At 65.5% G+C, this 24,959-nt stretch carries 26 protein-coding genes and 1 other RNA gene; 8 read left to right on the top strand and 19 right to left on the bottom strand.

Features of this window, described 5'->3' with window-relative positions:
- Positions 1–11: 11 nt before the first annotated feature.
- From nudC to BJA_RS41195, 7 genes are all read right to left on the bottom strand, one after another.
- Positions 12–956, bottom strand: coding sequence for an NAD(+) diphosphatase (gene nudC, locus BJA_RS41225; RefSeq protein WP_011090845.1), 945 nt, complete (start codon positions 954–956; stop codon positions 12–14).
- A gap of 11 nt (positions 957–967) precedes the next feature.
- A complete protein-coding gene (locus tag BJA_RS41220; protein WP_038966071.1) occupies positions 968–1,387 on the bottom strand; it encodes an HIT family protein in 420 nt (139 codons plus the stop codon).
- Positions 1,388–1,653: 266 nt separating this feature from the next.
- Positions 1,654–2,781: a muconate cycloisomerase family protein gene (locus BJA_RS41215; RefSeq protein ID WP_011090843.1), complete on the bottom strand. Its 1,128-nt coding sequence runs from the start codon at positions 2,779–2,781 to the stop codon at positions 1,654–1,656.
- Positions 2,778–3,533 carry an SDR family NAD(P)-dependent oxidoreductase gene (locus BJA_RS41210; protein ID WP_011090842.1) on the bottom strand — a complete coding sequence of 252 codons (756 nt, stop codon included), beginning with the start codon at positions 3,531–3,533 and terminating at the stop codon, positions 2,778–2,780. The genes BJA_RS41215 and BJA_RS41210 overlap by 4 nt, the downstream gene beginning before the upstream one ends.
- The gene (locus tag BJA_RS41205; RefSeq protein WP_011090841.1) at positions 3,533–4,327 is read right to left on the bottom strand and encodes an amino acid ABC transporter ATP-binding protein; all 795 of its coding nucleotides are present in this window, start codon (positions 4,325–4,327) and stop codon (positions 3,533–3,535) included. Before BJA_RS41205 ends, BJA_RS41210 begins: the two co-directional genes overlap by 1 nt.
- Positions 4,324–4,986 (bottom strand): amino acid ABC transporter permease, encoded by a 663-nt coding sequence (locus BJA_RS41200; protein WP_011090840.1) that lies wholly within the window; start codon positions 4,984–4,986, stop codon positions 4,324–4,326. Before BJA_RS41200 ends, BJA_RS41205 begins: the two co-directional genes overlap by 4 nt.
- Before the next feature lie 137 nt (positions 4,987–5,123).
- Positions 5,124–5,978: a transporter substrate-binding domain-containing protein gene (locus BJA_RS41195; RefSeq protein ID WP_011090839.1), complete on the bottom strand. Its 855-nt coding sequence runs from the start codon at positions 5,976–5,978 to the stop codon at positions 5,124–5,126.
- Positions 5,979–6,160: 182 nt separating this feature from the next.
- Between BJA_RS41195 and ffs the strand changes: the two genes are divergently transcribed.
- From ffs to BJA_RS41170, 5 genes are all read left to right on the top strand, one after another.
- Positions 6,161–6,257, top strand: an RNA gene (gene ffs, locus BJA_RS41190) — signal recognition particle sRNA small type.
- A 94-nt stretch (positions 6,258–6,351) separates the two neighbouring features.
- Positions 6,352–8,193, top strand: a complete 1,842-nt coding sequence (locus BJA_RS41185) for a DNA polymerase III subunit gamma/tau (RefSeq protein WP_011090838.1) — start codon at positions 6,352–6,354, stop codon at positions 8,191–8,193.
- Positions 8,194–8,219: 26 nt separating this feature from the next.
- Positions 8,220–8,540 carry a YbaB/EbfC family nucleoid-associated protein gene (locus BJA_RS41180; RefSeq protein ID WP_011090837.1) on the top strand — a complete coding sequence of 107 codons (321 nt, stop codon included), beginning with the start codon at positions 8,220–8,222 and terminating at the stop codon, positions 8,538–8,540.
- A 1-nt stretch (position 8,541) separates the two neighbouring features.
- Positions 8,542–9,144 (top strand): recombination mediator RecR, encoded by a 603-nt coding sequence (gene recR / locus BJA_RS41175; RefSeq protein ID WP_011090836.1) that lies wholly within the window; start codon positions 8,542–8,544, stop codon positions 9,142–9,144.
- Positions 9,145–9,174: 30 nt separating this feature from the next.
- On the top strand, positions 9,175–9,612 hold the full coding sequence (locus BJA_RS41170; protein WP_011090835.1) for a hypothetical protein: 438 nt from the start codon (positions 9,175–9,177) through the stop codon (positions 9,610–9,612).
- Positions 9,613–9,758: 146 nt separating this feature from the next.
- Here BJA_RS41170 and BJA_RS41165 read toward each other — a convergent pair whose 3' ends face one another.
- The 3 genes from BJA_RS41165 to BJA_RS41155 form a co-directional block, all read right to left on the bottom strand.
- Complete coding sequence (locus tag BJA_RS41165; RefSeq protein WP_011090834.1) at positions 9,759–11,132, bottom strand: AmpG family muropeptide MFS transporter; 1,374 nt, start codon at positions 11,130–11,132, stop codon at positions 9,759–9,761.
- Between the two features lie 197 nt (positions 11,133–11,329).
- Positions 11,330–11,632 carry a GIY-YIG nuclease family protein gene (locus BJA_RS41160; RefSeq protein WP_028175975.1) on the bottom strand — a complete coding sequence of 101 codons (303 nt, stop codon included), beginning with the start codon at positions 11,630–11,632 and terminating at the stop codon, positions 11,330–11,332.
- Positions 11,633–11,765: 133 nt separating this feature from the next.
- Complete coding sequence (locus tag BJA_RS41155) at positions 11,766–12,968, bottom strand: DNA recombination protein RmuC (protein WP_028175976.1); 1,203 nt, start codon at positions 12,966–12,968, stop codon at positions 11,766–11,768.
- Positions 12,969–13,139: 171 nt separating this feature from the next.
- Between BJA_RS41155 and def the strand changes: the two genes are divergently transcribed.
- From def to truA, 3 genes are all read left to right on the top strand, one after another.
- Complete coding sequence (gene def / locus BJA_RS41150) at positions 13,140–13,664, top strand: peptide deformylase (RefSeq protein WP_011090831.1); 525 nt, start codon at positions 13,140–13,142, stop codon at positions 13,662–13,664.
- 143 nt (positions 13,665–13,807) lie between these two features.
- Positions 13,808–14,743 (top strand): methionyl-tRNA formyltransferase, encoded by a 936-nt coding sequence (fmt, locus tag BJA_RS41145; protein ID WP_011090830.1) that lies wholly within the window; start codon positions 13,808–13,810, stop codon positions 14,741–14,743.
- 120 nt (positions 14,744–14,863) lie between these two features.
- Complete coding sequence (truA, locus tag BJA_RS41140; protein ID WP_038966077.1) at positions 14,864–15,601, top strand: tRNA pseudouridine(38-40) synthase TruA; 738 nt, start codon at positions 14,864–14,866, stop codon at positions 15,599–15,601.
- 167 nt (positions 15,602–15,768) lie between these two features.
- On the opposite strand, the gene dapE is transcribed toward truA, so the two are convergent.
- The 9 genes from dapE to yidC all read right to left on the bottom strand — a co-directional run bounded on the left by dapE (position 15,769) and on the right by yidC (position 24,954).
- Positions 15,769–16,935: a succinyl-diaminopimelate desuccinylase gene (gene dapE, locus BJA_RS41135; protein ID WP_011090828.1), complete on the bottom strand. Its 1,167-nt coding sequence runs from the start codon at positions 16,933–16,935 to the stop codon at positions 15,769–15,771.
- On the bottom strand, positions 16,932–17,579 hold the full coding sequence (locus BJA_RS41130) for a DUF805 domain-containing protein (protein ID WP_038966079.1): 648 nt from the start codon (positions 17,577–17,579) through the stop codon (positions 16,932–16,934). Before BJA_RS41130 ends, dapE begins: the two co-directional genes overlap by 4 nt.
- A gap of 255 nt (positions 17,580–17,834) precedes the next feature.
- Positions 17,835–18,680, bottom strand: a complete 846-nt coding sequence (gene dapD, locus BJA_RS41125) for a 2,3,4,5-tetrahydropyridine-2,6-dicarboxylate N-succinyltransferase (RefSeq protein WP_011090826.1) — start codon at positions 18,678–18,680, stop codon at positions 17,835–17,837.
- Between the two features lie 254 nt (positions 18,681–18,934).
- A complete protein-coding gene (locus BJA_RS41120; RefSeq protein WP_011090825.1) occupies positions 18,935–19,627 on the bottom strand; it encodes a pyrimidine 5'-nucleotidase in 693 nt (230 codons plus the stop codon).
- A gap of 185 nt (positions 19,628–19,812) precedes the next feature.
- Positions 19,813–20,799 carry a DUF1036 domain-containing protein gene (locus tag BJA_RS41115; protein WP_028175983.1) on the bottom strand — a complete coding sequence of 329 codons (987 nt, stop codon included), beginning with the start codon at positions 20,797–20,799 and terminating at the stop codon, positions 19,813–19,815.
- Positions 20,800–20,981: 182 nt separating this feature from the next.
- Positions 20,982–21,869 carry an acetylglutamate kinase gene (argB, locus tag BJA_RS41110; RefSeq protein ID WP_011090823.1) on the bottom strand — a complete coding sequence of 296 codons (888 nt, stop codon included), beginning with the start codon at positions 21,867–21,869 and terminating at the stop codon, positions 20,982–20,984.
- Between the two features lie 108 nt (positions 21,870–21,977).
- A complete protein-coding gene (locus BJA_RS41105) occupies positions 21,978–22,343 on the bottom strand; it encodes a DUF423 domain-containing protein (RefSeq protein ID WP_038966082.1) in 366 nt (121 codons plus the stop codon).
- Positions 22,343–22,996, bottom strand: a complete 654-nt coding sequence (yihA, locus tag BJA_RS41100; protein WP_011090821.1) for a ribosome biogenesis GTP-binding protein YihA/YsxC — start codon at positions 22,994–22,996, stop codon at positions 22,343–22,345. Before yihA ends, BJA_RS41105 begins: the two co-directional genes overlap by 1 nt.
- Before the next feature lie 110 nt (positions 22,997–23,106).
- A complete protein-coding gene (gene yidC / locus BJA_RS41095; RefSeq protein WP_038966085.1) occupies positions 23,107–24,954 on the bottom strand; it encodes a membrane protein insertase YidC in 1,848 nt (615 codons plus the stop codon).
- Positions 24,955–24,959 lie beyond the last annotated feature (5 nt).

Raw genomic sequence — 24,959 nt, 5'->3', positions numbered from 1 at the left:
CCGGCCTCAGCTCAAGCGCCGCTCTTGTCGTGCACCCAGCGGCCGAGCAGGTGATGGGCGATGGCGAAGGGATGCGGGCCGGCGAGCCCGTCGGGATGCGTCCGCGTCAGCATCAGCGCCGCCTCCTCGCGCGTGAACCAGCGCGCATCCTCCAGCTCTGAATGATCGACGACAATGTCCTCGTTCAGCGCCCGCGCGCTGCAGCCGATCATCAGCGACGACGGGTAGGGCCACGGCTGCGTCATGTAATACTGCACGTCGGTGCAGCGGATCCCGGATTCTTCGAGGATCTCCCGGCGCACCGCGTCCTCGATGGTCTCGGCGGCCTCGACGAAGCCGGCGAGGCAGGAAAACATGCCCGGCGGAAACTGCTTCTGGCGGCCGAGCAGGCATTTTTCTCCGGAGGCGACCAGCATGATCACGACCGGATCGGTGCGCGGAAAATGCTCGGCCTTGCAGGCAGGGCAATCGCGCTTCCAGCCGCCTTCCTTCATCGCGCTGCGCGTGCCGCAATTGGCGCAATAGCCGTGGCGCTGGTGCCAGCTCACCATCGACTTCGCCATCGCGATCGCCGAAAGCTCGTCGGGGGGAATCGCGCCCTGCATGGCCATGCCGCGCAGCTCGGTGAGGCTGTAGTCCTCGCGGCCGACCAGCTTCTCGGCGGCGGCCTGCGACAGGCCCATGCCGAACACAGCGGCGCCGTCGCGTAAGCCTAAGAAGATCGTGCCGGGATTGGCGCCGCATTTCAGCGCCTCGTCGATTCCCAGCAGCGCGCGCACGTTTTCGCCTTCGCGCTTCACCAGCAGCGAGTCGCGGTGGACGACATAGGCGCGCGAGGACGGCTTCTGCTCCAGCGCGAACAGCTTTTCGTCGTCGCGGCGCAGATGCGCGGCGCGGTCGAGGATGTTGGTGACGAAGGCCGGCTGTCCCAGCGGAAATGCGTCGAATGCTGACATTTCTTGTTCTTTCAACCCAACCAGATTTTTCGGCGAAGCGCGCTGATGAAATTCTGCACCTCTGTGGCGTCATGCGCCAAGGGCTGCATCACGCCCCAGACCGGCCGCGGCCAGGCGGCGTCACCGGTGCGGCGGGCGATGATGTGGACGTGAAGCTGCGGCACGAGGTTGCCGAGCGCCGCGATATTGAGCTTGTCGCATTTGGTGATCTCCTTCAGCGCGCGCGAGACGCGGGAGATCTCGGTCATCAGCTGCGCCTGCTGCACTTCGTCGAGATCGATGATCTCGACCGCATCGGGGCGCCGCGGCACCAGCAACAGCCAGGGATAATTGGCGTCCTTGATGACCAGCACCTTCGACAGCGGCAGGTCGCCGATGTCGATGGTGTCCTCTTTCAGGCGGGAGTGCAGCGACCAGGCGGGTTCGGACATGAAGGTTTTCCGGATGGCCCGGTGGGACGGGCTTGTTGGGTTCGACCATACGATACCGATTCCGATAGGGGAAGGATCGGGGCTCCGCCGGTACTGCATACACGGTCGTCGCCCCGGACAAGCGCAGCGAAGCGGAGCGCTGATCCGGGGCCCATAACCACAGGGAGAGATTTGGCGAAGACTCGCAGTTGCCAGCCCCCGCCACCACCTCTTCCTGTGGTTATGGATTCCGGGCTCGCGCTTTGCGCGCCCCGGAATGACAGAAACTACGCCTCCGCGAGCACCTGCGCATTGGCGCGGACCGAGGCTTCGCTGACGCGGATGCCGAGACCGGGGCCGTCGGGCACGACCACGTGACCCGCGCGGTTGGCGACGCGCTCTTCCAGCACGTCCTCGGTGAGCACATGATGCGGCATGTAGAATTCGCAGCCGAGCGAGATGCCCGGCGTGGCCGCAATCAGCTGCGTACCTGCGGCAAGGCCGATGCCGCCCTCCCACAGCGTGCCGCCATAGCCGGGCAGGCCGGCGATGTCGGCGATCGCCATGATCGCCTGCGCCTCGAACAGGCCGCCGGCCTTCATCAGCTTGATCGAGACGGCGTCGGCCGCCTCGCGTCGCACCACCTCCATCATGTCGCGGCGGTCGAAGCAGCTTTCGTCGGCGAGCACGGGCGTTTCCAGCGCCGCGGTGAGCTGCGCCATCACGTCGAGATATTTGCGCGGCACCGGCTGCTCGATGAAGGTCGGCGCAAACTCCTCGACATCGCGCAAAATCTTGATGGCGCCGAACGGCGCCAGCGCCTGGTTGTAGTCGACACGGAGGTCGACCTTGTCGCCGAATTCCTTCCGGATTGCCTCAAGATGATCGAGATCCTCGCGGTGCGGCTTCACGCCGGTCTTGACCTTGTAGATGACATTGCCGTCCGGAACCATTTTTCGCATGCGCTCGAGATCGGCGGGAAAGTCCGGATCGGCAATCGAGAAGGAGAGCGGGATCGTGTCGCGCACGCGGCCGCCGAGCAGGTCGGCGACCGACAGCCCCGACGACTTGCCGACGATGTCGAGCAGCGCCATCTCGATCGCGACCTTGGCCTCGGCATGGCCGACCAGCGCGCGGTCGAGCTCGGCCATCAGCGCGCGGATGCGGCGCACCGGCTTGCCGAGCGCGATCGGCCGCAGATAGATGTCGAGCGCGGAGAAGGCTGCTTCCGGCGTTCCTGTAAAGACCTCCCACGGCGCTGCCTCGCCCCAGCCGATCACGCCGTCGCTTGACGTGAGCTCGATCAGCACGCGCTTCACCGTGCCCTTGACGTTGCCGACGCCCTGCAGGCGCGCCATCTTGATCGGGCTTTCGATCAGGAACAGCCTGATGCGTTCGACGGTTGCTTCGGTCATGTCAGGCCTCCATTGACGTGCCAGACCTGGCCGGTGACGTAGGATGCTTTGGGGGACGCCAGGAAGGCGATGATTTCGGCCACTTCCTCCGGCCGTCCGCGGCGGCGCATCGGAATCAGCGCTTCGGTCGCAGCGATCTGCTCGGGCGACAGCCGGCTCTCGCTCGGCTTGTCCTTGACGATGAGGCCCGGTGAGACGGCGTTGACGGTGATGCCGTCTTTTGCGAGCTCGACCGCAGCGAGCCGCACCAGCGCTTCAAGCGCGGAGCGGCTCGCAGCCGTTGCCGCGAACGGCGCAAACTCGGGGCGGATCGCGTGGGCCACGAAGGACGACACCGCGACGATCCGTGCGTCGCGACCGGCGCGCAGCAGCGGCAGCGCGGCGTCGACCAGGCGCGTGAAGGCCAGCGCGGATTCGTCCATCGCCTGGCGGAATTCATCCGCCGGCGTGCCGATCGCGCTGCCGCGGCGGGCATGGCCGCCCACGAGGATCAACCCATCGAGTCGGCCGAAGGCGGTTTGCGCAGCGGCGACGGCGTCGGTGGCGGCGGCCTCCCCGGCGAGGTCGCCGAGGCATTTTGCGACCACAGCGCCTTGCGCTTCGGCTTCCGCCGCAGCGGCATCGAGGCCGGCCGCATTGGAGCGCGTGTGCAGCAGCAGCGCGGTGCCGGGCGCCGCGAGCAGTCTTGCGGTGGCGCGGCCGATGCCGCTGGCGGCACCGGTGACGAGATAGACGCGATTGATATCGGACATCAGGATGTTGCGTTGGCCGGCGGCAGCGCGCCGGTGCGGTGGAAATGGCTGAGGAAGGCACGCGTCGCGGCTTCCTGGGGATTGTCGATCACCTGCCGCGCCGGGCCTTCCTCGACGACGACACCGTCGCGCATGAAGATGAGGCGGTCGGCGACCTCGCGGGCAAAGGCGATCTCATGGGTCACGATCACCATGGTCATGCCCTCCGAGGCCAGCCGCTGCATGACGGCGAGCACCTCGCCGACGAGTTCAGGGTCGAGCGCCGAGGTGGCCTCGTCGAACAGCATCACGTCCGGCTCCATCGCCAGCGCCCGCGCGATCGCGACGCGCTGCTTCTGTCCGCCCGAGAGCGTCGCCGGATACTGGTCCGCCTTCTCGGCAAGGCCGACCTTTGCGAGCTGCGCCCGCGCGAGCTTCTCGGCGTCGGCCCTGGCCATGCGGCGCACCGTGACCGGTCCCTCCATCACGTTCTGGAGCGTGGTCATGTGCGGGAACAGGTTGAAGTGCTGGAACACCATGCCGGTGGTGGCGCGGAATCTTGCGAGTGTCTTCACGTCGGGCAGCTTTGCGCCCTCGCCGAACTGGAAGCGTGTATCGCCGACGCGAACGCTGCCGCCATCAGGCGTCACCAGAAGATTGACGCAGCGGAGCAGCGTCGACTTGCCCGAGCCAGACGGGCCGATCAGCGCCACCACGCCGCCCTTGGCGACGTCGAGGCTGATGTTCTTCAGGACCTCGTTGCTGCCGAAGCTCTTGCGCAAGGCGCGGATCTCGATCTTCGAAGTGTCGCTCATTCGCCGACCGCCAATCGCTTCTCGCCGCGCCGGACGATGATGGTGAGCGGAATCAGGATTGCGGCATAGGCGACCGCGACCGCCGTGTAGGTCTCCAGCGGCCGGTAGCTGTCATGGGCCGCGACCTGGCTCTGATAGACGAGGTCAGGCACCGCCAGCACCGAGACCAGCGAGGTGTTCTTGAACTGGATGATCGACTGGTTCATCAGCGCCGGGATCATGCGCTTGATCGCCTGCGGCAGCACGATGCGCCGCATCGCCTGGCCAGGGGTCATGCCGAGCGCGGCACCCGCTTCGGACTGGCCCTTGTCGATCGAGACGATGCCGCCGCGGATGATCTCCGAATAGAACGAGCCGCCATAGAGCGACAGCGCCAGCGCCGAGGCCGTGATCGGCGTCATCTCGACGCCGGCGAGGATCGGCAGCGCGTAATAGAACCAGATCAGCTGCACCAGAATCGGCGTGCAGCGGAACGCCTCGATGAAGGTGAGGGCGACGAGGCGCACCGCCTTGAGACGCGACAGGCTGCCGAATGCGCCGAACAGGCCGAACACCAGTCCGAGCACCACGATGACCACGGTGAAGCCGACGGTGACGCCGAGCCCGTTGAGAAAGAGCCAGCGATAGCTCCAGAGAATGCCGAAGTCCCAGTGATACATGCGTGCGTTTACTCGTCGCGGGTGCCGTTTGCACCGTCATTCCGGGGCGCGACGAAGTCGCGAACCCGGAATCCAGAGATTGCAGTGCGAGATTCCGGGTTCGATGCTTCGCATCGCCCCGGAATGACAGTGGGAGCTTACAACGAAACGCCCGGCGGAATGTCCGCCTCGGTCACGCCCACCAGCTCCATGTTGGTGATGATCGCATTGCGGATGAAGCCGAGGCCCTTGTTGAAGTCGATCCAGGTGTTGACGTAGTCGCGCCAGGTCTTGTCGGTCTCGCGGCGGAAGCCGGCGTTCGACGTGGTGGCGAAGATCGGCGTCGGCAGCACGAACTGGCCGAGCGAGGGATTCTTTTTCAGCACGGTCAGCGACAGCATGGTGATCAGGCATTGCGCGTCGACGCGGCCGGTCTGGAGCGCGGCGGTGGCGTCATCGGCGGTCTTGAGGCGCGAGATCTGCGCCTTCGGTATCAGGCGGCTGACGACCTGGTCGTGCGAGGAGCCCTGGTCGACCGCGATCTTGACGTCGGGCGAGTTCAGCTCGGCCCAGGTCTTCGGCTTGAAGTCCTTCTTGCAGAGGATGCCGAAGGCGTTGTTGAAGACCGGCACCGAGAAATCGACCACCAGCGCGCGCTTCGGGGTCGGGTTGAGGCCGAAGAAGATGTCGATCTTGTTGGACTGCAGGTCGAGCACCGAATTGCCCCAGGTGGTCTCGGTGATCTCGAGCTCGGCTTCCATGTCGTCGGCGAGCGCCTTGGCGATGTCGACGTAAAAGCCCTTCCACTGGCCGCTGGCGAGGTCCTTCATGTAATAGGGCGCGCCGCCGCCGACCGCGCCGATCCGCATCTTCTTGGTGCGGCGGATGCGGGCGAAGGTCGATTCGTTCGGATCGGCGGCCTGGGCCACGGCCGAGGACGCCAGTGCGCCCGCGGCCATCGCGCCAACGGCGCCAAGTCCGACAATCGATGCAACATCACGACGTGTAACCATTGGGATCAATCGCTTTTCTGGTTGGATGGGGTTCCGGCAAGGTTCTAGCAAGGTGGTCTCACCAGCGAAAGCACAGCCTGTCGGCTGGGCAGACCGGGAATTGCCCGGATGCTGGGCAAACTCAACCGGTTCAAGCTGATACCCGCTTGCTTTCCCGACCTTTTGGCCCCAAATAGGGACCGGGAGATTGGCGGTGGACGAGCCACTCGCCAACCGGGTCAGGTCCGGAAGGAAGCAGCCCTAACGAGGTCCGGATCGGGTCGCTCGTCAGTCTCCTACCTGTTTTTCCGAGCGAATTGCGCCGGCGGCCCTGCCGCCAGCGCGCTCCTTTCCGCAAGAGCCGGCCGAGAGAGATTTCATTGCGGATCGACCGATGACCGACGCTGGCGCCCCTCCTAACTCCGATAGCGCCAGCCAGGCTGGCAACGCGCCCTACCGGGTGCTGGCGCGCAAATACCGCCCCTCCTCGTTCGACGACCTGATCGGCCAGGAGGCCGTGGTCCGCACCGTCTCCAATGCATTCGAGACCGGGCGTATCCCGCAGGCCTGGATCCTCACCGGCGTCCGCGGCGTCGGCAAGACCACCACCGCGCGAATTCTTGCCCGTGCGCTCAACTACGAGATGCCGGACGGCTCAGTGAAGGGCCCGACCATCCACATGCCGAACTTGGGCGTGCATTGCCAGGCGATCATGGAAAGCCGGCACATGGACGTGCTGGAGATGGACGCGGCCTCGCATACAGGCGTCGACGACGTCCGCCAGATCAATGACAGCGTGCGCTACGCGCCGGCCAGTGCCCGCTACAAGGTCTACATCATCGACGAAGTCCACATGCTGTCGACGGCGGCGTTCAACGCCTTCCTGAAGACGCTGGAGGAGCCGCCGGAGCACGCCAAGTTCGTGTTCGCGACGACGGAGATCCGCAAGGTTCCGGTCACCGTGCTGTCGCGCTGCCAGCGTTTCGACCTGCGCCGGGTCGAGGCCGACGTGCTGATGAAGCACCTCGCCAGCATCGCGGCGAAGGAAAGCGTCGAGATCGAGCCCGAGGCGCTCGGCATCATCGCGCGTGCCGCGGAAGGCTCCGTGCGCGATTCGCTGTCGCTGCTCGACCAGGCGATCGCGCATGCGGCAGGCACGGTGAAAGCCGATGCCGTCAGGCAGATGCTGGGCCTCGCCGACCGAACGCGTGTGATCGACCTGTTCGATTCGCTGGCGCGTGGCGACATCGCCGCCGCGTTCAAGGAGTTCCGCGACCAGTACGACGTCGGCGCCGATCCGATCGTCGTGCTCTCGGACCTCGCCGAGTTCGTCAATTTCGTCACCCGCGTGAAGATCGTGCCGGCGACCGCCGACAATGTCGCCTATGGCGAGACCGAGCGGGTGCGCGCGCGGGATTTCGCGTCAAAAATCTCGATGCGCGTGCTGTCGCGGATGTGGCAGATGCTGCTCAAGGGCATCACCGAGGTGCAGGCCGCGACGCGCCCCGCCGCCGCCGCCGAGATGGTGCTGGTGCGCATCGCCTATGTCGCCGACCTGCCGACGCCGGACGAGGCGATCCGGATGCTGGAGCAGAACGGCGGCGGCTCGCCGGTCGTGAGCGGCGGCAGTGCGGCGCGCAGCGCGCCGGCGGCGCCGGTTGCCTCTGCTGCGCCTGCCGTCTCGGCTGCGCCCATGCGCGCGCCGACCTCATCGCCGTCGTCGTTCGGCGGCGGTGCTGCCCGGCCGCAGATGGCGGCGCCCGCGCCGGATCCGCAAGCCGCGGCACCCCAGCTGCGCATCACGAGCTTCACCCAGCTCGTCGCGCTTGCCGGCCAGAAGCGCGACATCATGACCAAGGCCGCGCTCGAAGCCGACATGCGCCTCGTCCGTTTCGAGGAGGGCCGGCTGGAAGTCGCGCTCGAGCCCAATGCCTCCAGGACCATGATCACCGAGCTCGCGCGCAAGTTCGAACTCTGGACCGGCCGGCGCTGGACCGTGATCGTCTCCAACGAGCAGGGCCAGCCGACGCTGCGTTCGGTGAACCAGGCCGCCAAGCAGGAGCATGCGCGTACCGCGGAGGCCGATCCGCGCGTGCAGGAGGTGCTGTCGCGCTTCCCCGGATCGAAGGTCGTCGAGGTCCGCAGGCTTGCCCCCGAGACGCCGGAATCCAATATTAACGCCGACTATGGCAGTGACGATCCGCCCGACGGTTCCGATACCGACGACGATCTCTGAGCCTATCTTTCCAAGGACACGGGACTATGGCTGACTTTCTCGGTATGATGAAGCAGGCGGCGCAGCTGCAATCCAAGATGCAGGAGATGCAGGACGCGCTCGGCAATGTGGAGGTCGAAGGCATCTCCGGCGGCGGCCTCGTCGTGGTGCGTATGACCGCGAAGATGGACGTCAAGGGCGTGAAGATCGATCCCTCGCTGATGAAGGCGGAAGAGCGCGAGGTGCTCGAGGACCTGCTCGTGACCGCGCTCGGCGATGCCCGCCGCAAGGCGGAGGCCGCCGTGCAGGAGAAGATGCAGTCGCTCACCGGCGGGCTCGGCCTGCCGCCGGGGCTGTTCGGCCAGTAACATGGGCGCGGTTGCAGGTCCCGAAATCGAGCGGCTGGTGCAGCTTCTCGCACGGCTGCCGGGCCTCGGTCCGCGCTCCGCGCGGCGCGCCGCGCTGCATCTGATCAAGAAGCGCGAAGCGCTGATGATGCCGCTGTCCTCGGCCCTCCAGGTCGCGCTCGACAAGGTCCAGGTCTGCAAGACCTGCGGCAACATCGACACGCAAAATCCCTGCACGGTCTGCACCGATCCGAAGCGCGATCCCGCGATCATCGTGGTCGTCGCCGATGTCGCCGACCTCTGGGCGCTGGAGCGGGCCAATGCGACTCAAGGGCGCTATCATGTGCTGGGTGCGACATTGTCGCCGCTCGACGGCGTCGGCCCGCAGGATCTCACCATCGACGCGCTGGTCGCGCGCGCACATGCTGCCGAGGTCCACGAAGTCATCCTGGCGCTGAACGCGACGGTCGACGGCCAGACCACGGCGCACTACATCACCGACCTGCTTCAGGACGCCAACGTAAAAGTAACCCGGCTCGCCCATGGTGTGCCGGTCGGCGGCGAGCTTGATTATCTCGATGAAGGTACGCTATCGGCCGCGATGCGGCAGCGGACCCTGTTCTAGCTATCCTACAGACCCCACGGAACGGACGACATGACGAAACTTTTCGCCACTCGATTGGCTTTGGCCGCGACGATGATGCTGCTGGTGACGCCGGCCATCTCCGCGCAGCAGGACGACGCGGCGCCGCCGCCGCCCAAGCCCGGCAAGCCGATCAACACCGGCGACGTGCTCTCGGGCGAGCTGAACGCAATGAAGGTGCGCGACGTCAAGAACGCCGGCAAGCGGATCGCGATGTATCAGATCACCTCCGAGCCGCGCCGCCTGCCGGCGCCGAACGGGCTGTGCAATCTCGAAACCGGCCCAGAGACCTTCCAGCTCGTTCCGAGCGGCGATGCGCAGGCCGCGCAGCTGAAGACCTTCGTCGGCAAGGAAATCTCGATCAAGGTCGACGAAGTCGCCTGCGCCAGCGATCCCGGCCAGATGAGCGAAGCCGTGGTCACGAAGTGGAGCATCATCAAGAAGCAATAGGGGGTGATTCGCGACGCCTTCTCCACAACTCCGGTGTCATCGCCCGCGAAGGCGGGCGATCCAGTACCCCGCGGCTTCTCGGTCAATCACAACTGTCTCTGGAATACTGGATGCCCCGCCTTCGCGGAGCATGACAGCAGTGGTGGTCACACCCTTACCGGCCCCAGCTCTTCGAAATGCCCGCGCTTCTGCAGCCATGTCAGCAGGACCAGGCTCGGGATCGCCACCAGCACGCAGATCACGAAGAACAGCGGCCAGCCGGTCGCCTTGGCGACATAGCCGGCCACCGACGACAGATAGGTGCGTCCCACTGCGGCGAGCGCGGTCAGCAGCGCGTATTGTGTCGCCGTGTGCAGCGGGTTCTGGCACAGCGCGGAGAGGTAGGCGACGAAGATCACGGTGCCGATGGCGCTGGTGAAATTCTCAGCTGTGATGGCGAAGGCGAGCGCCCATTGGCTGGTGCCGACGAAGGCCAGCCAGGAGAAGGAGAGGTTGGCGAGCGCCTGCACCACGCCGCCGATCCACAAGCACGTCGCCAGCGGGTAGCGTCGGGCAAGGAAGCCGCCGGCAAAGCCGCCGATTAGCGTCGCCGCAAGGCCGACGCCCTTCACGATCGCCGCATAATCGTTGCGGGAGAAGCCGAGGTCGATCACGAACGGCGCCGTCATGGTGCCGGAGAAGGCGTCGGTGAACTTGAACAGCACGACGAAGGCAAGCGCGGCGAGCGCGTCCTTGCGCGCCAGGAATTCCGAGAACGCGCCGATCGCCGCGTGCAGCACGCGCGCGAACGCCGTATCGGCCTGCGTTGCGGCTTCCGCCCGCACCGACTGCTCGGGCTCGGTCGCGGCCAGCGCGGTGATCGTGCCGATCAGCACCATCGCCGCCATCACCACATAGCCCCACATCCAGGCCGATGTGCGCGAAATGCCGGTGCTCTCGAAACCGGAGACGATGAACAGCGCGCCCGCGGTCGAGACCAGCATGCCGATGCGATAGGCCGCGACATAGGACGCCATGCCGGCGGCCTGCTCGCTCTCCGGCAGGCTCTCGACGCGGAAGGCGTCGACCACGATGTCCTGCGTCGAGGACGTCGTCGCCACCAGCAACGCGCCGAGCGCGACGTAGAACGGCGAGCGCGCGGGATCGGTCAGCGCCAGCAGCAGGATGGCGATGATCAGCAGCAGCTGCGAGAACAGCAGCCAGCCGCGGCGCCGTCCGAACGCGCGCGTGAACAGCGGCACATGCAGCGCGTCCACCAGCGGCGCCCACAAAAATTTTAGCGTGTAGGGCGTACCGACCAGCGCAAACAGCCCGATGGTCCCGAGATCGACCCCGGCCTCGCGCATCCACACCAGCAGCGTCGAGCCCGACAGCGCCAGCGGCAGGCCGGACGAGAAGCCGAGAAACAGCACGATCAGCACCCGCGGTTGCAGGTACACGGCAAGGCTGTCGCGCCAGGAGGCGGCGGGGGCGTCAGCGCTGGTTTGGACGGTTCCGGTGGTCGCGTCGGGTGCGGTCATGGGGAGGTGTTAGCAGATTCTGGGGGAAAAGACTCTCGCGGTAGCCGTGAGGCGGGAGAGCCTCCAACATCCTCGGCGTCATCGTCCGCGAAGGCGGACGATCCAGTACTCACGGGCGTCCCGGTTCATTCACGACCGCCGCGGAATACTGGATGCCCCGCCTTCGCGGGGCATGACAGTTACGGGGCATGACGGTGTCATGGTGGTCCGGCTATCTCAGGATAGAGATCATCCCAATTCGGGTTGTGCTGCTCGATCAAGCGGATCTTCCAGGCCCTGTTCCACTTCTTGAGCCGCTTCTCTCGTTTGATCGCATTCTCGGGGTCGTCGAATTGCTCGAAATAGACAAGCCTCGCGACGTCATATTTCTCTGTGAAACTCTCGATCAGCTTTGACTTGTGCTCCGCCACGCGGCGGATGAGATCATTCGTCACGCCGATATAGAGCGTGCCGCCGATCTTGCTGGCGAGGATATACACATAGTAATGGTGTGCGCCCATACAGACCATCTCACCGGTGTCATCGTCCGCGAAGGCGGACGATCCAGTACTCCGCGGCGTTTCGGCTCAACAACGACTGTCACGGCGTACTGGATGCCCCGCCTTCGCGGGGCATGACAGTGTGCTAAAAAATCTACTCCCCCGCCTGGAGCTTCCTCGGGAACAACTCGGCCGCGCCCGTCGCCACCAGGTGCGGGCCCTCCGCGGGCGCGTCCGCCTTGCTGAAATCCAGCTCCTCGATCCGCCCCGCGCGCTTCTCGATCTTGTCGGCGGAGATCAGCACCTGGCGGACGTCCTCGTTCACGTCGGCAAAATGCTTCTGGAGCTTCAGCACGCGGTCGCGCAGGCGGCCGAGATCGTCGCCGAGCTTGATGACCTCGGTGCGGATCTGGTCGGCGGCATCGCGCATGCGCGCGTCCTTCATGATCTGCTGCATCACCTGGATCGCCAGCATCAGCAGCGAGGGCGACACCAGCACGACGCGGGCGCGATAGGCCTTCTGGATCACGTCGTCGAAGCCGTCATGGATCTCGGCGTAGACCGATTCCGACGGCACGAACATCAGCGCCATCTCCTGGGTCTCGCCGGTGACGAGATATTTTTCCGCGATGTCGCTGACATGCTTCATCACGTCGCCGCGCAGCCGCTGCGTGGCGATGCGCTTCTCCTCGTCGGTGCGGGCATCGTGCAGCGCGGTCATCGCCTCGAGCGGAAACTTCGCGTCGATGCAGAGCGGGCGCTGGTCGGGCAGGAACACGACGCAGTCCGGCCGCTTGCCGGTCGAGAGCGTGAACTGGAACTCGTAGGCGCCCTTCGGCAAGCCGTCCTGGACGATCGCCTCCATCCGGGCCTGGCCGAAGGCGCCGCGCGACTGCTTGTTGGCGAGCACGTCGCGCAAGGTCGTCACCTGCGTGGTGAGGTCGGTGAGGTTCTTGTGCGCGTTGTCGATGATGCCGAGCCGCTCGTGCAGGGCGTGCAGGCTCTCCATGGTGTTGCGGGTCGAGTGCTCCATGGACTGGCCGACGCGATGGGTCACCGAATCCAGCCGCTCGTTGACCGCCCGTGCCATCTCGGCCTGGCGGCCGGCCAGCGCCTGGGTCATGGCATCGACCCGGCCCGAAGCCTCGCTCTGGGCGTGCAGCATCTGGCTGATGCGCTCCTCGAGCTCGTCGGCGCGGATGGCATTCGCCATCGCGAGTTCCGCCCCGCGCCGCCCCGAGCGTGCAATGACCACGGCGATCACAACCAGCAGGATGAGGACCAGGACGCCGAAGCCGATCAGCGCGTCGATCGTGCGCACCGGCCAGTCGCCAGCCACGAAAATGATCTCGTTCATGCCTGTCCTTCTAGCCGATTCGGCTGCCGACACGAACGAATAGCGAACATTTATGGTAAATGCCCCGTTAATTTTTATGGTTAACGAAAGCTGAAGTTTTATGGTTAGCGGATCGTTAACGCGTTCCGGGCCTCATTGACCGCTTGTCGCGCCCGGCTTAAATCGCCCGCCATGGCCCTCAGAGAAATCATCATCCTGCCCGACAAGCAGCTGCGTCTGGTCTCCAAGCCGATCGAGAAGGTCACGACGGAGATCCGCAAGCTTGCCGACGACATGTTCGAGACCATGTACGACGCGCCCGGCATCGGGTTGGCGGCGATCCAGATCGCCCAGCCGCTGCGGCTGATCACCATGGACCTCGCCAAGCGCGACGAGAACGGCGAGACCAAGCCGGAGCCGCGCGTCTTCATCAATCCGGAAGTCATCGCCTCGTCCGAGGAATTGTCGGTCTACGAGGAAGGCTGCCTGTCGATCCCCGAATATTACGAGGAGGTCGAGCGGCCTGCGAAGGTGCGCGTGCGCTTCACCGATCTCGACGGCAAGGTGCACGAGGAGGACGCCGAAGGCCTCTACGCCACCTGCATCCAGCACGAGATCGACCACCTCAACGGCGTGTTGTTCGTCGACTATCTGTCGAAGCTGAAGCGCGACCGCGTGCTGAAGAAGTTCGAGAAAGCCGCCAAGCGCGCGGAGTGAGGTTCTCCGTCATTCCGGGGCGATGCGCAGCATCGAACTATGGTGCGCAATTGCGCACCTGAGAATCTCGAGATTCCGGGTTCGGCTCTTCGAGCCGCCCCGGAATGACCGAAATTGGATCACGTTCCTCGCAGGTTTTTCCGATGCCCCTTCGCCTGATCTTCATGGGCACGCCCGATTTCTCCGTGCCGACGCTGCTCGAGCTCGTCGCGCACGGCCATGAGATCGTGGCCGTCTATACCCGCGCGCCGAAGCCGGGCGGGCGGCGCGGCCTGCAATTGCAGCCGACCCCGGTCGAGGAAGCCGCGCGTAGACTCGGCGTTCCCGTGCTGACGCCGAAGACGCTGAAGACAGAGGAGGCGCTGGAAGAATTTCGCGCCTTTGACGCCGATGCCGCCGTCGTCGTCGCCTACGGCATGATCCTGCCGCAGGCCATCCTCGATGCGCCAAAGCTCGGCTGCTACAATCTGCACGCCTCGCTCCTGCCGCGCTGGCGCGGCGCCGCGCCGATCAACCGCGCGATTATGGCTGATGATGCCGAAAGCGGCGTGATGGTGATGAAGATGGATGTCGGCCTCGACACCGGCGATGTCGCCATGGCCGAGCGGCTGGCGATCACGGACACCATGACCGCGGCCGACCTGCACGATCGTCTCTCGCGCCTCGGCGCCGACCTGATGGTCCGCGCCATGGCCGCGCTCGACCGCGGGGGGCTCCAGCTCAAGAAGCAGAGCGAGGACGGCGTCACCTATGCGGCCAAGATCGACAAGGCTGAGGCGCGGATCGACTGGACCAAGCCCGCACGGGCGGTGCTGCGCCACATCCACGGCCTGTCGCCGTTCCCCGGCGCCTGGGCCGAGCTCGCAGGCGTCAGCGAGAACGCGCGCGTCAAAATCCTGCGCTGCGAGCTCGCCAAGGGCTCGGGCGCGCCGGGCGAGGTGCTCGACGACCAGCTCACCATCGCCTGCGGCGAGGGCGCGATCCGCATCATCGAGCTGCAGCGCGAAGGCAAGGCGCGGATGCAGGCTACGGACTTCTTGCGTGGTGTGCCGCTGAAGGCGGGCGCCAAATTCACCTGACACTGTCATACCCCGCGAAGGCGGGGTATCCAGTACGCCGAGGCTTCTCGGTCGAACGGATAGGCCGCGGCGTACTGGATCGCCCGGTCAAGCCGGGCGATGACGGCAGAATTGGAAACGATGCCCCGCTACAAGCTCACCATCGAATATGACGGCGCGCCGTTCTTCGGCTGGCAGGTGCAGGATACGCTGCCGTCGGTGCAGGGCGCACTGGAAGCGGCGGTGAAGGCGATGACCGGTGCGGATCTGCGGGTGCATGGCGCGGGTCGCACCGATGCCGGCGTGCATGCGCGCGGTCAGGTCGCGCATGTCGATATCGAGAAGCAGTTTCCGCCGGGCCGCTTTCGCGACGGGCTCAATGCGCATCTGCGGCCGCATCCGATCGCGGTGCTCGAGGCCGAGATCGTACCCGATACTTTTGAAGCGCGCTTCTCGGCCGTGAAGCGCCACTATCGCTACCGCATCGTCAACACCCGCGCCAATCTCGCGCTCGACATCGGCCACGCCTGGCGCGTACCGCGCCGGCTCGATAGCGATGCGATGCATGCGGCCGCGCGGCGCCTGCTCGGCAAGCATGATTTCACCACCTTCCGCGACACCGAGTGCCAGGCCAAGTCGCCGGAGAAGACGCTCGACCAACTCGACGTGCTGCGCGACGGGCGCGAGATCACCATCATCACCTCGGCGCGCTCGTTCCTGCACAGCCAGGTGCGCTCGATGGTGGGATCGCTGGTCTGGGTCGGCGAAGGCCGCTGGACCGCGGACGACCTTTCCGCAGCGCTGGCGGCCCGCAACCGCGCCGCCTGCGGCATCGTCGCGCCGCCGGACGGGCTGTATCTGGTGAAGGTAGATTATTAGAGAGACGGGAGGCGGGAAACTCTCGCGACACCCGCCACTGTCATTCCCCGCGAAGGCGGGGAATCCAGTACGCCGCGGCCTCTCGGTTCAATCACGGCTGTCTCTGGAATACTGGATCGCCCGCTTTCGCGGGCGATGACAGCGGAATTCCAGGAGGCGCTATCGCCTCACCCAAAATACCGCGTCAGTATCCCCCGATACACCTGCGTCAGCTTCTCCAGATCCTTCACCGGCACGCGCTCGTCGACCTGGTGCATGGTCTGTCCCACCAGACCGAACTCGATCACCGGGCAATAGCTGGAGATGAAGCGCGCGTCCGAGGTGCCGCCGCTCGTCGACAGCTCCGGCTTCCGCCCCGTGATCTCCTCGATCGCGGACACCGCGAGATCGGTGAACGGGCCGGGCTTGGTCACGAACACGTTCGAGTTCGACGGCTCCCAGACGATGCGGGCCTTGATGCGGTTGCCGCAGGCTTTTGCCAGCCGTGTTTCGACCAGCTCGCGCAGGCTCGCCTGGGTGTGGTTGTCGTTGTAGCGGATGTTGAATTTTGCGCGGGCCTCGCCGGGGATGACGTTGTTGGCCTTGTTGCCGACGTCGACCGAGGTGAATTCGAGGTTGGACGCCTGGAACTGCGCGCTGCCGTGGTCGAGCGGCTCGTCGGAGATCGCCACGATCAATCGCGAAATGTCCGGCACCGGATTGGAGGCGCGGTGCGGATAGGCGACATGGCCCTGCACGCCGTCGACATACAGCGTGCCGGATTGCGAGCCGCGTCGGCCGACCTTGATGGTGTCGCCGAGCGTCTCGACATTGGAGGGCTCGCCCAGCACGCAATGATCGAATGTTTCGCCGCGCTCGGCGGCCCACTTCAGAAGTTTGATGGTGCCGTTGATGGAGACGTCTTCCTCGTCGCCGGTGATCAGGAACGAGATCGAACCCGTGCCGTCGCCGCGCGGCTTGCCGCCGTTGGCGGCGAGATGCTCCAGCACGGCTGCGACCGAGCAGGCGATGCCGCCCTTCATGTCGACCGCGCCGCGGCCGTGCAGAAAACCGTCCTTCACCTCGCCGGAGAATGCGCCGACGCTCCAGGCGCTCTCGTCGCCAGCCGGCACCACGTCGGTGTGGCCGGCGAAGGTGATGTGCGGCCCTTCGCTGCCGATCCGCGCATAGAGATTGTCGACGTCGGCGGTGCCGGGCTCGCTGAACGTCACGCGGTGGCAGGTGAAGCCGGCGGCGTTGAGGGCGTTTTCAAGCACCCCGAGTGCGCCGGCATCGGCCGGGGTTACCGAGGGGCAGCGGATGAGATCGCGGGCAATCGAGAGAGCATCGGTCATGCGCCCCGCTTAACATGCATGCCGCCGGGTGGGCTAGCGTTGGGCGGGACAATTTCGATCTCGCGGCTCTGGTCCCAGCCTTGCGCAGGGGACGCGGCGGAGCTGTCCTCGAAGTCGGCCAGCGGATCGGGGCCGAACCGGTTGTGGCCCGAGGTGCCGGGCCGGCAGAACATTTCGACGAGGCCCCACAGCCACAGGATCGAAACCGCCAGGCTGAACGGAAGCATCCAGTTTGAGTTGGGCAGCAGGTCCGCGAACTGGCTGAACAGGCCGGGCACGACGAAGAACGGAACGATCCACCAGCCGCTCCTGTCGCGATCGTGCAGCCGCTTGATCGTAGTCGCGAGATAAATCCAGAAGAACAGCGCCATGCCGGACGCCTTGAGGATCGAGGTCGCGCGATCGGCGGATGCCAGCGAGCGGGAGGCTCGGGGATCGACCAGCTTGAACAGGTCGTCGAGACCGAAGTCGAAATCGAGGTCGATGGCGAGCTTCAAGGTGGATCTGGTCCCTCCGAGGATCCCGATGACCTGACCGACGATCTCCAGCAAGCCCGCCAGCAGCGCAACGATCAGCAGCGCCTGCCATAGCAGGGCGCGGTTGATGCGGCCGTCGAAGCGGAAGAGGTACCAGGTCCAGTCCATGGCGAAGGTTCCGGGCGGCGCAGGCCGTCCGGGAATTGGTCGCGATGGAGGGAGGGAGGGTTCGATAGGTGCCGCAAGGGGCTCTTCACCTCTCCCCGCCTGCGGGGAGAGGTCGGATCGCCTCGGCGATGCGAAGCATCGTCCGGAGCGATCCGGGGGAGGGGGTACAGGTCTCACGGCAATCTCATCCGTGGAGAGAGGCCCCTCACCCCAACCCTCTCCCCGTAAGAACGGGGAGAGGGGGAGGAGAGAGCCTTAATCCCGCAGCAGCTCGTTGATGCTGGTCTTCGACCGCGTGCGCTCGTCGACGCGCTTGACGATCACGGCGCAGGCGGTGCTCGGGCCGATATGGCCGTTCTTCATCGGCTTGCCGGGCAGCGCGCCGGGCACCACGACCGAATATTCAGGCACTTCGCCGATGAAGACCTCGCCGGTGTCGCGGTCGACGATCTTGGTCGAGGCGCCCAGGAACACGCCCATGGCCAGCACCGCGCCCTTGCGCACGATCACGCCTTCGGCGACCTCGGAGCGCGCGCCGATGAAGCAATCGTCCTCGATGATCACGGGCTCGGCCTGGAGCGGCTCGAGCACGCCGCCGATGCCGGCGCCGCCGGAGATGTGCACGCGCTTGCCGATCTGCGCGCAGGAGCCGACGGTGGCCCAGGTGTCGACCATCGTGCTCTCATCGACGTAGGCGCCGAGATTGACGAAGGACGGCATCAGCACGACGTTCTTGGCGATGAAGGCCGAGCGGCGCACCACCGCGCCCGGCACCGCGCGAAAGCCGGCATCGCGAAAACGGTTCTCGCCCCAGCCCTCGAACTTCGAGGGCACCTTGTCCCACCAGGTCGCCTGGCCCGGACCACCGGGAATGACGCCCATGTCGTTGAGGCGGAAGGACAGCAGCACGGCCTTCTTCAGCCACTGATTGACCTTCCACTTGCCGTCGGCCCCGCGCTCGGCAACGCGTGCCTCGCCCTTGTCCAGAGTCTCCAGCACCTGGTCCACGGCCTCGCGCACCTCGCCCTTGGTCGAGGTCGAGATGCCGTCACGCGCGTCGAAGGCGCTGTTGATGGTGGATTCGAGGGCGGACAGGGACATCGGGATTTCCTCTTCGGAACGGGAATTTTGACGGATTGGGGCGCTTTTTCGGGATTTGGCAGGGGAGAGTCAAGGCATACTCCGCTGTCGTCCTCCATCCCCCACCGTCGTCCTGGACCAGCGCAGCGAAGCGGAGCGGCGATCCAGGACCCATTACCCCAGGGAGGAGTTTAACGACGACTCGTGGTTGTCAGTCTCGCGCCGCAACCTCTCCCTGGGGTCATGGGTCCTGGCTTTCGCCAGGACGACGGCGGTCAGTGAGGCGACAACCCCGCCAAAAACCCCGCCAGATCATCCGTGACGTGGTCGACATGGGCGGCGTCGCGGCCCTCCAGTTCCCAGTCCTCGCGCACCACTTCCTTGGTGCCGTCGGGCACCACCAGCACGGTGGTCATGCCGAGCTCGTGCGGGACGGTGAGGTTGCGGGCGAGGTCCTCGAACATCGCGGCGCGGGCGGGATCGACGGCATGGTCGCCGAGGAATTTCCGGTAGGTCTGCGGGGCCGGCTTGGGCTCGAACTCGGCCGCGATGATGTCGAACACGCCGTCGAAATGGGTGGCGAGGCCGAGCCGCGCCAGCACCGCACCGACATGGTCGACCGAGCCGTTGGTCAGGATCAGCTTGCGTCCCGGCAGTTTTGCGATGGCCGCGCCGAGCGCCGGATTCGGCTCCAGCGGCGAATGGTCGATCTTGTGCACATAGGCGAGATAGTCGTCGGCACGCACGCCGTGCAGGGTCATCATGCCGCGCATGGTGGTGCCGAAGCGTCGGTAGTAGTCCTTCTGGATATGGCGCGCTTCCTCAGGGCTGACGTTCAGCCAGTTGCACACGAACTCGCCGATCCGCGCATCGACCTGCTGCCACAGATTGACATGATGCGGGTAGAGCGTGTTGTCGAGGTCGAACACCCAGGTGTCGACATGGGTGAAGGCGCGGGGTGGGTTCATTGCAACTCTCTATCCGTTGACCGAGGCCGCGGCCCCGCCCTCAATCGTCGTCCTGACGAAAGCCAGGACCCATACTCCGTGACCGATCATTGGGGCAATCTGGTCGTCGTTCTTCGCTAAACCCTGGGGCAATGGGTCCTGGCTTTCGCCAGGACGACGGCGCAATGTGTAGCGCCATCATCACATCACGGCATCGCAAACCGCAGCGTCCTGCCGCCGCTCGACATGTCGACCGCGCCAAAACCCGTCGCCGCAAACCCGCGCGCGCCGCAATCGGTCTGCTCAACGGTCTCGAACTTGGTCTCGCGCGTGCAGAGCTGCTTCTCGCCGCCCCAGTTCAGTGGCTTGTCCTTCAGCTTGACGGCGCGGTTGTCGGCGTCGACGGCTTCCGCGAAGCTGAAGATCTGCTTCGGCTGGCCGCTCACGTCGGGGTGCAGGCACTTGCCGGGGTCGATGCGGTACCAGCCGCGGCTCGTCACCGACTTGCCGTCGTCGGTGGCGATCGCCGCCATCACCTTGTGCGGGGTGTCGTTGCACCAGGTCAGGCCGCTCGGCGACGGCGTCTGCGTCGCGTCGACCATGGTCTTGAAGAAATTTGGCGACGACACGGCGTCGGACGGGAGCCCGCGGCTCTTCAGGAACGCAGCCAGCGCTGCTTGCGTCTTCGGTCCGTCGACACCGTCGATCGCCCCGACGTCATAACCGATGATCACCAGCAGCCGCTGGATGCCGGCGAGGCGCGCCTGCTCGTCGTCATATTCGGAATCCTCGGCGAGATACGTCACCAGGTTGCCGTCGTCGCCTTGCGTCGGCGTCACCTGCGTGAAGGGGACTTGCGTCTGGCCGCTGCGGCATTGCCGCGCGGCCGCAATGACGAAATTGTCCTGGGCGACGCACAGCATGTCGTTGCCGTTCTGCGGGATCGGCGAGGCGCCATAGACGCCGAGCGCGCGAGCATTGAGCAGGATGCGGTCGGCGGTCAGCGTGCCCTGCACCACCACGCGGCAGGTGGCGGGATCGATCCTGAACCAGCCGCGCGTCGCGGTCGCCGCCTTGTCGTCGATGCCGATCGCGGCCTCGACGACATAGGACATGCGGTTGCAGATCTTGAGGTCGGCGAAGGCGGGGGCGGAGGAGAAGACGAATGACACGGCCGCAGCCGGCAGCGTCATCAGGAAACGGGTCACGACCGAGCGACGATGCCGTCGCTCTCTCGGCTCGTCATGCCCGGGCTTGTCCCGGGCATCCACGTTCTTGGCGCGGGGCGAAAGATCGTGGATGGCCGGGACATTTTCGCGAAGACGCGCTTCGCGCTGTTGCCCGGCCATGACGCCGCTCTTTGTTCGCTCGCGCCTCACTTATGTATCAGCGTTCCCGTGCCCTGGTTGGTGAACAGCTCCAGCAGCACCGCGTGCTGCATCTTGCCGTCGATGATGACGACGCCCTCGACGCCCTGTTCGAGCGCGTAGATGCAGGTCTCGACCTTGGGGATCATGCCGCCGGAAATGGTGCCGTCGGCGATCAGTTTTCGCGCGTCTTTCACGGACAATTGCGGGATCAGCTTCTTCGACTTGTCGAGCACACCCGGCACGTCGGTGAGCAGCAACAGGCGCTTGGCCTTCAGCGCGCCCGCGACGGCACCGGCAAAGGTGTCGGCGTTGACGTTCAGCGTCTGGCCTTCCTTGGAGGTTGCGAGCGGCGCCAGCACCGGAATCAGCTCGTAGCCGATCAGCTGGTTGAGCAGCGTGAGGTCGACCTTCTCGGGGTCGCCGACGAAGCCGAGATCGATCGCCTTCTCGATGTTCGAGCCCGGATCGACGATGGTGCGCGTCGTCTTCGACGCCTTCACCATGTTGGCGTCCTTGCCGGATAGTCCCACGGCCTTGCCGCCGGCCTCGTTGATATAGCCGACGATCTGCTTGTTGACGGAGCCGGCCAGCACCATCTCCACGATCTCGATGGTCGCGGCATCGGTGATGCGCAGGCCGGCGGCGAATTCCGACTGGATGCCGAGGCGCTTGAGCATGGTCGCGATCTGCGGCCCGCCGCCATGCACGACCACCGGGTTGATCGCGGTCTGCTCCAGCAGCACGATGTCGCGGGCAAAGTTCTTCGCGGTCTCCTCGTCGCCCATGGCATGGCCGCCATATTTGATGACGATGGTTTCCTCGTCATACTGCTGCATGTGCGGCAGCGCTTCGGACAGGATGCGGGCCTGGTCGAGCGGGGAGATGTCGGTCATGAGGCGGATCTCGCTGGCGGGACTGTCGGGCCGCGTTCTATCCGATTGGCGGGGGCAGCGCAAAGTGGGTGTTGGTTCTTACCCTCCAGGGGAGGGGAAGATCGAGCGCTATTTCTGCGCCACCACGGCCGCCAGCGTCACCGCCAGCCAGCTCAAGATCATCACCGTCCCACCGGTCGGCGCCGCGTAGGGAAACAGCGAGTGCCCGGCAAATTGCCGCAAGGTGAGATCGCCCGCGAACAGCGCGGCGCCGCCTACGAAGCCGCACGCGGCAATGAGGCCAATTCCGCCGTGCAGAAGGCCGCGCGCGAGCAGCGCGACCGTCGCAAGTATGGCAGTTGCATGAAACAGCAGCATGGCGCTGGCGGAGGCAAGCCGGCTCGCGTCGCCGCCATGGGCGGAGGCGGCGGCCAGCGCGACGCCGGCGGCGCCCATCAAGCCGGCAAGCCCAATCAACAGGCGATGCGCGGCCATCACGAGCTCCGCTCTTCCAGCAGCTTCGCCATCGCGGCGCGCAGCTCGGCCATGCCCGTCGCGCTCCGCGACGAGGTCGCGAGCACGTTCGGGAACGCGGCCGGATGCTTGGCCAGCGCGGCCTCGGTCTCGGCAATGCGCGAGGCAAGCTCGGAGGGCTTCACCTGGTCGGCCTTGGTCAGCACGATCTGGTAGCTGACGGCGGAGCGGTCGAGCGTCCCGAGGATCTCGAGATCGACGTCCTTCAGGCCGTGCCGCGCGTCGATCAGCACATAGACGCGCGCGAGGCTGGCGCGCCCCAGCAGGAATTTATGAATCAGCTCGGTCCAGGACGCGACCTGGCTCTTCGGTGCCTTGGCGTAGCCATAGCCGGGCATGTCGACGAGGCGCAGGTCTTTCTTTCCGGGGACCTCGAAGAAGATCAGCTCCTGGGTGCGGCCCGGCGTGTGCGAGGTGCGCGCCAGCGCGTTGCGACCGGTGAGCGCGTTGATCAGGCTCGACTTGCCGACATTGGAGCGGCCGGCAAAGGCGATCTCCACCCCGTCCATCGGCGGCAGCGTCTGGATCGAGGGCGAGGCCCAGATGAACTGCCAGTCGCGCGCGAACAGCTTTCGCCCGGCCTCGATCAGCTTCGCATCTTTGTCGTCGGTCATGCGAAGCTCTTTGTTTCGCGGTCATTCCGGAGCGATGCGAAGCATCGAATCCGAAATCTCGAGATTCCGGGTCTGGTGCTGCACCATCCCGGAATGACGGAGTGGGTGACTTACGTCGCCTTCCTCGCGAACGTCGCCTTGAGATTGTCGAACAGCTCCACCTTCACGCCGTTGCGGCGCATGATGAAGCTCTGCTGGAGCACCGAGAGCGTGTTGTTCCAGGCCCAGTAGATCACGAGGCCCGCCGGGAAACCCGCCAGCATGAAGGTGAAGATCAGCGGCATCCAGTTGAAGATCATCTGCTGGGTCGGATCCGGCGGCGTCGGGTTCAGCTTCATCTGGAACCACATCGTGATGCCCATGATGATCGGCCAGATGCCGAGCGCGAGGTAGTGGCCGAACACCGGAATCGTGGTCGGATCGAGCGGGATCAGCCCGAACAGGTTGAACAGATTGGTCGGATCCGGCGCGGAGAGATCCTTGATCCAGCCGTAGAACGGCGCCTGCCGCATCTCGATGGTGACGAACAGCACCTTGTAGAGCGAGAAGAACACCGGGATCTGGATCACGACGGGAAGACAGCCGGCGACCGGATTGATCTTCTCCTTGCGGTAGATCTCCATCATCTCCTGCTGCTGCTTCACCTTGTCGTCAGGGTAGCGCTCCTTCAGCGCCTGAAGCTGCGGCTGGATCGACTTCATCTTCGCCATCGAGGCGTAGGACTTGTTCGCCAACGGGAAGAACAAGAGCTTCACGATCACGGTCACGAGCAGGATCGAGATGCCGAAATTGCCGAAGAAGCGGTAGAAGAAGTCGAGGCCGAGGAACATCGGCTTGGTGATGAAGTAGAACCAGCCCCAGTCGATCAACAGGTCGAAATGGTTGAGGTTGAGTTCCTTGTTGTAGCCGCCGTGGCCGGCGAGCGGGAAGTTGATGCCGACCACGCCGGCTTCCTTGGCGCCGGCAAACAGCCGCGCGTTCGCCGTCGCACTGCCGCCGATCGCGACGGTGACGGGATCGAGCAGATAGTCGGTCTGGTAGGTGTGGACGTTGCCGACCGGGTTCGACGAGAAGCGCGCCTGGAGCTGGGCACTGGTGTCCGGCAGCAGCGCCGAGGCCCAGTACTTGTCGGTCATGCCGAGCCAGCCATTGGTTGCCTTGAAGTTCACCGACTTGGCTTCGTCGATCTTCTTGTAGGCGTATTCCTGCAAGCCATCGAGATAGCCGATCAGGCCTTCGTGCAGGATGTAGTAGCCGGAAACCTGCGGCGTGCCGTGACGCGAGATCAGCGCGAACGGATAGAGCGTGACCGGCGCGTTGCCGACATTGCTCACCTCGTCCTTGATGGTGAAGAGATAGTGGTCGTCGACCGAGATGGTGCGGCGGAAGGTGAGGCCCTCGCCATTGTCCCATTTCAGCACCGCCGGCGTCGTCGGTGTCAGGCTGCCGCTGCCGTCCTGCTGCCAGAGGGTCTGCGCGTCCGGCAGTTTCGCCGTCACGCCCGTGGCCGGCACCCAGCCGAACTCGGCGTAATAGGGCTCAGCGGTGCCCGAGGGCGAATACAGGACGATCGGCGGCGACTTCGGATCGACCGTTTCGCGATACTGCACCAGCGCGACATCGTCGATGCGGCCGCCCTTCAGCGAGATGCTGCCGGCGATCCGCGGCGTGTCGATCTTCACGCGCGGGCTGGCCGCAATCGCGGCGTCGCGGGCGACGACCGGCTGGGCTTGCTGGCCTGCTGCCGGCGTTGACGGCTGCGCGGCACCGCCGGATTGCGGCGTGGCCCCCGGCGTCGCGGAGGCCGTCGGCTGCGGCGTGGTCTTCTGAAGCTCGGCCTGCGCCTGCTGCTGGGCGCGCTGCTTCTCCATCGCCGGCACGTTGTAGAAATACTGCCAGGCGATCAGCACGAGGCCCGATAGAATGACGGCGAGGATGGTATTGCGATTGTCGGTCATCATCT

The sequence above is a fragment of the Bradyrhizobium diazoefficiens USDA 110 genome (assembly GCF_000011365.1).
Classification (GTDB): Bacteria; Pseudomonadota; Alphaproteobacteria; order Rhizobiales; family Xanthobacteraceae; genus Bradyrhizobium; species Bradyrhizobium diazoefficiens.
Note: the sequence above shows the minus strand (reverse complement) of the source record. Positions and strands in the feature narration are given on the sequence as shown.

Coding starts and splice junctions, on each gene's coding strand:
- recR (WP_011090836.1), top strand. CDS start 8,542: ATGGGCGCGGTTGCAGGTCCCGAAATCGAGCGGCTGGTGCAGCTTCTC.
- yihA (WP_011090821.1), bottom strand. CDS start 22,996: ATGACCGACGACAAAGATGCGAAGCTGATCGAGGCCGGGCGAAAGCTG.
- BJA_RS41180 (WP_011090837.1), top strand. CDS start 8,220: ATGGCTGACTTTCTCGGTATGATGAAGCAGGCGGCGCAGCTGCAATCC.
- BJA_RS41200 (WP_011090840.1), bottom strand. CDS start 4,986: ATGTATCACTGGGACTTCGGCATTCTCTGGAGCTATCGCTGGCTCTTT.
- BJA_RS41185 (WP_011090838.1), top strand. CDS start 6,352: ATGACCGACGCTGGCGCCCCTCCTAACTCCGATAGCGCCAGCCAGGCT.
- yidC (WP_038966085.1), bottom strand. CDS start 24,954: ATGACCGACAATCGCAATACCATCCTCGCCGTCATTCTATCGGGCCTC.
- BJA_RS41170 (WP_011090835.1), top strand. CDS start 9,175: ATGACGAAACTTTTCGCCACTCGATTGGCTTTGGCCGCGACGATGATG.
- def (WP_011090831.1), top strand. CDS start 13,140: ATGGCCCTCAGAGAAATCATCATCCTGCCCGACAAGCAGCTGCGTCTG.
- argB (WP_011090823.1), bottom strand. CDS start 21,869: ATGACCGACATCTCCCCGCTCGACCAGGCCCGCATCCTGTCCGAAGCG.
- BJA_RS41130 (WP_038966079.1), bottom strand. CDS start 17,579: ATGGACTGGACCTGGTACCTCTTCCGCTTCGACGGCCGCATCAACCGC.
- BJA_RS41155 (WP_028175976.1), bottom strand. CDS start 12,968: ATGAACGAGATCATTTTCGTGGCTGGCGACTGGCCGGTGCGCACGATC.
- BJA_RS41195 (WP_011090839.1), bottom strand. CDS start 5,978: ATGGTTACACGTCGTGATGTTGCATCGATTGTCGGACTTGGCGCCGTT.
- BJA_RS41205 (WP_011090841.1), bottom strand. CDS start 4,327: ATGAGCGACACTTCGAAGATCGAGATCCGCGCCTTGCGCAAGAGCTTC.
- truA (WP_038966077.1), top strand. CDS start 14,864: ATGCCCCGCTACAAGCTCACCATCGAATATGACGGCGCGCCGTTCTTC.
- BJA_RS41215 (WP_011090843.1), bottom strand. CDS start 2,781: ATGACCGAAGCAACCGTCGAACGCATCAGGCTGTTCCTGATCGAAAGC.
- BJA_RS41220 (WP_038966071.1), bottom strand. CDS start 1,387: ATGTCCGAACCCGCCTGGTCGCTGCACTCCCGCCTGAAAGAGGACACC.
- BJA_RS41165 (WP_011090834.1), bottom strand. CDS start 11,132: ATGACCGCACCCGACGCGACCACCGGAACCGTCCAAACCAGCGCTGAC.
- BJA_RS41160 (WP_028175975.1), bottom strand. CDS start 11,632: ATGGGCGCACACCATTACTATGTGTATATCCTCGCCAGCAAGATCGGC.
- BJA_RS41210 (WP_011090842.1), bottom strand. CDS start 3,533: ATGTCCGATATCAATCGCGTCTATCTCGTCACCGGTGCCGCCAGCGGC.
- nudC (WP_011090845.1), bottom strand. CDS start 956: ATGTCAGCATTCGACGCATTTCCGCTGGGACAGCCGGCCTTCGTCACC.
- dapE (WP_011090828.1), bottom strand. CDS start 16,935: ATGACCGATGCTCTCTCGATTGCCCGCGATCTCATCCGCTGCCCCTCG.
- BJA_RS41105 (WP_038966082.1), bottom strand. CDS start 22,343: ATGGCCGCGCATCGCCTGTTGATTGGGCTTGCCGGCTTGATGGGCGCC.
- fmt (WP_011090830.1), top strand. CDS start 13,808: ATGCCCCTTCGCCTGATCTTCATGGGCACGCCCGATTTCTCCGTGCCG.
- BJA_RS41115 (WP_028175983.1), bottom strand. CDS start 20,799: ATGACGCTGCCGGCTGCGGCCGTGTCATTCGTCTTCTCCTCCGCCCCC.
- dapD (WP_011090826.1), bottom strand. CDS start 18,680: ATGTCCCTGTCCGCCCTCGAATCCACCATCAACAGCGCCTTCGACGCG.
- BJA_RS41120 (WP_011090825.1), bottom strand. CDS start 19,627: ATGAACCCACCCCGCGCCTTCACCCATGTCGACACCTGGGTGTTCGAC.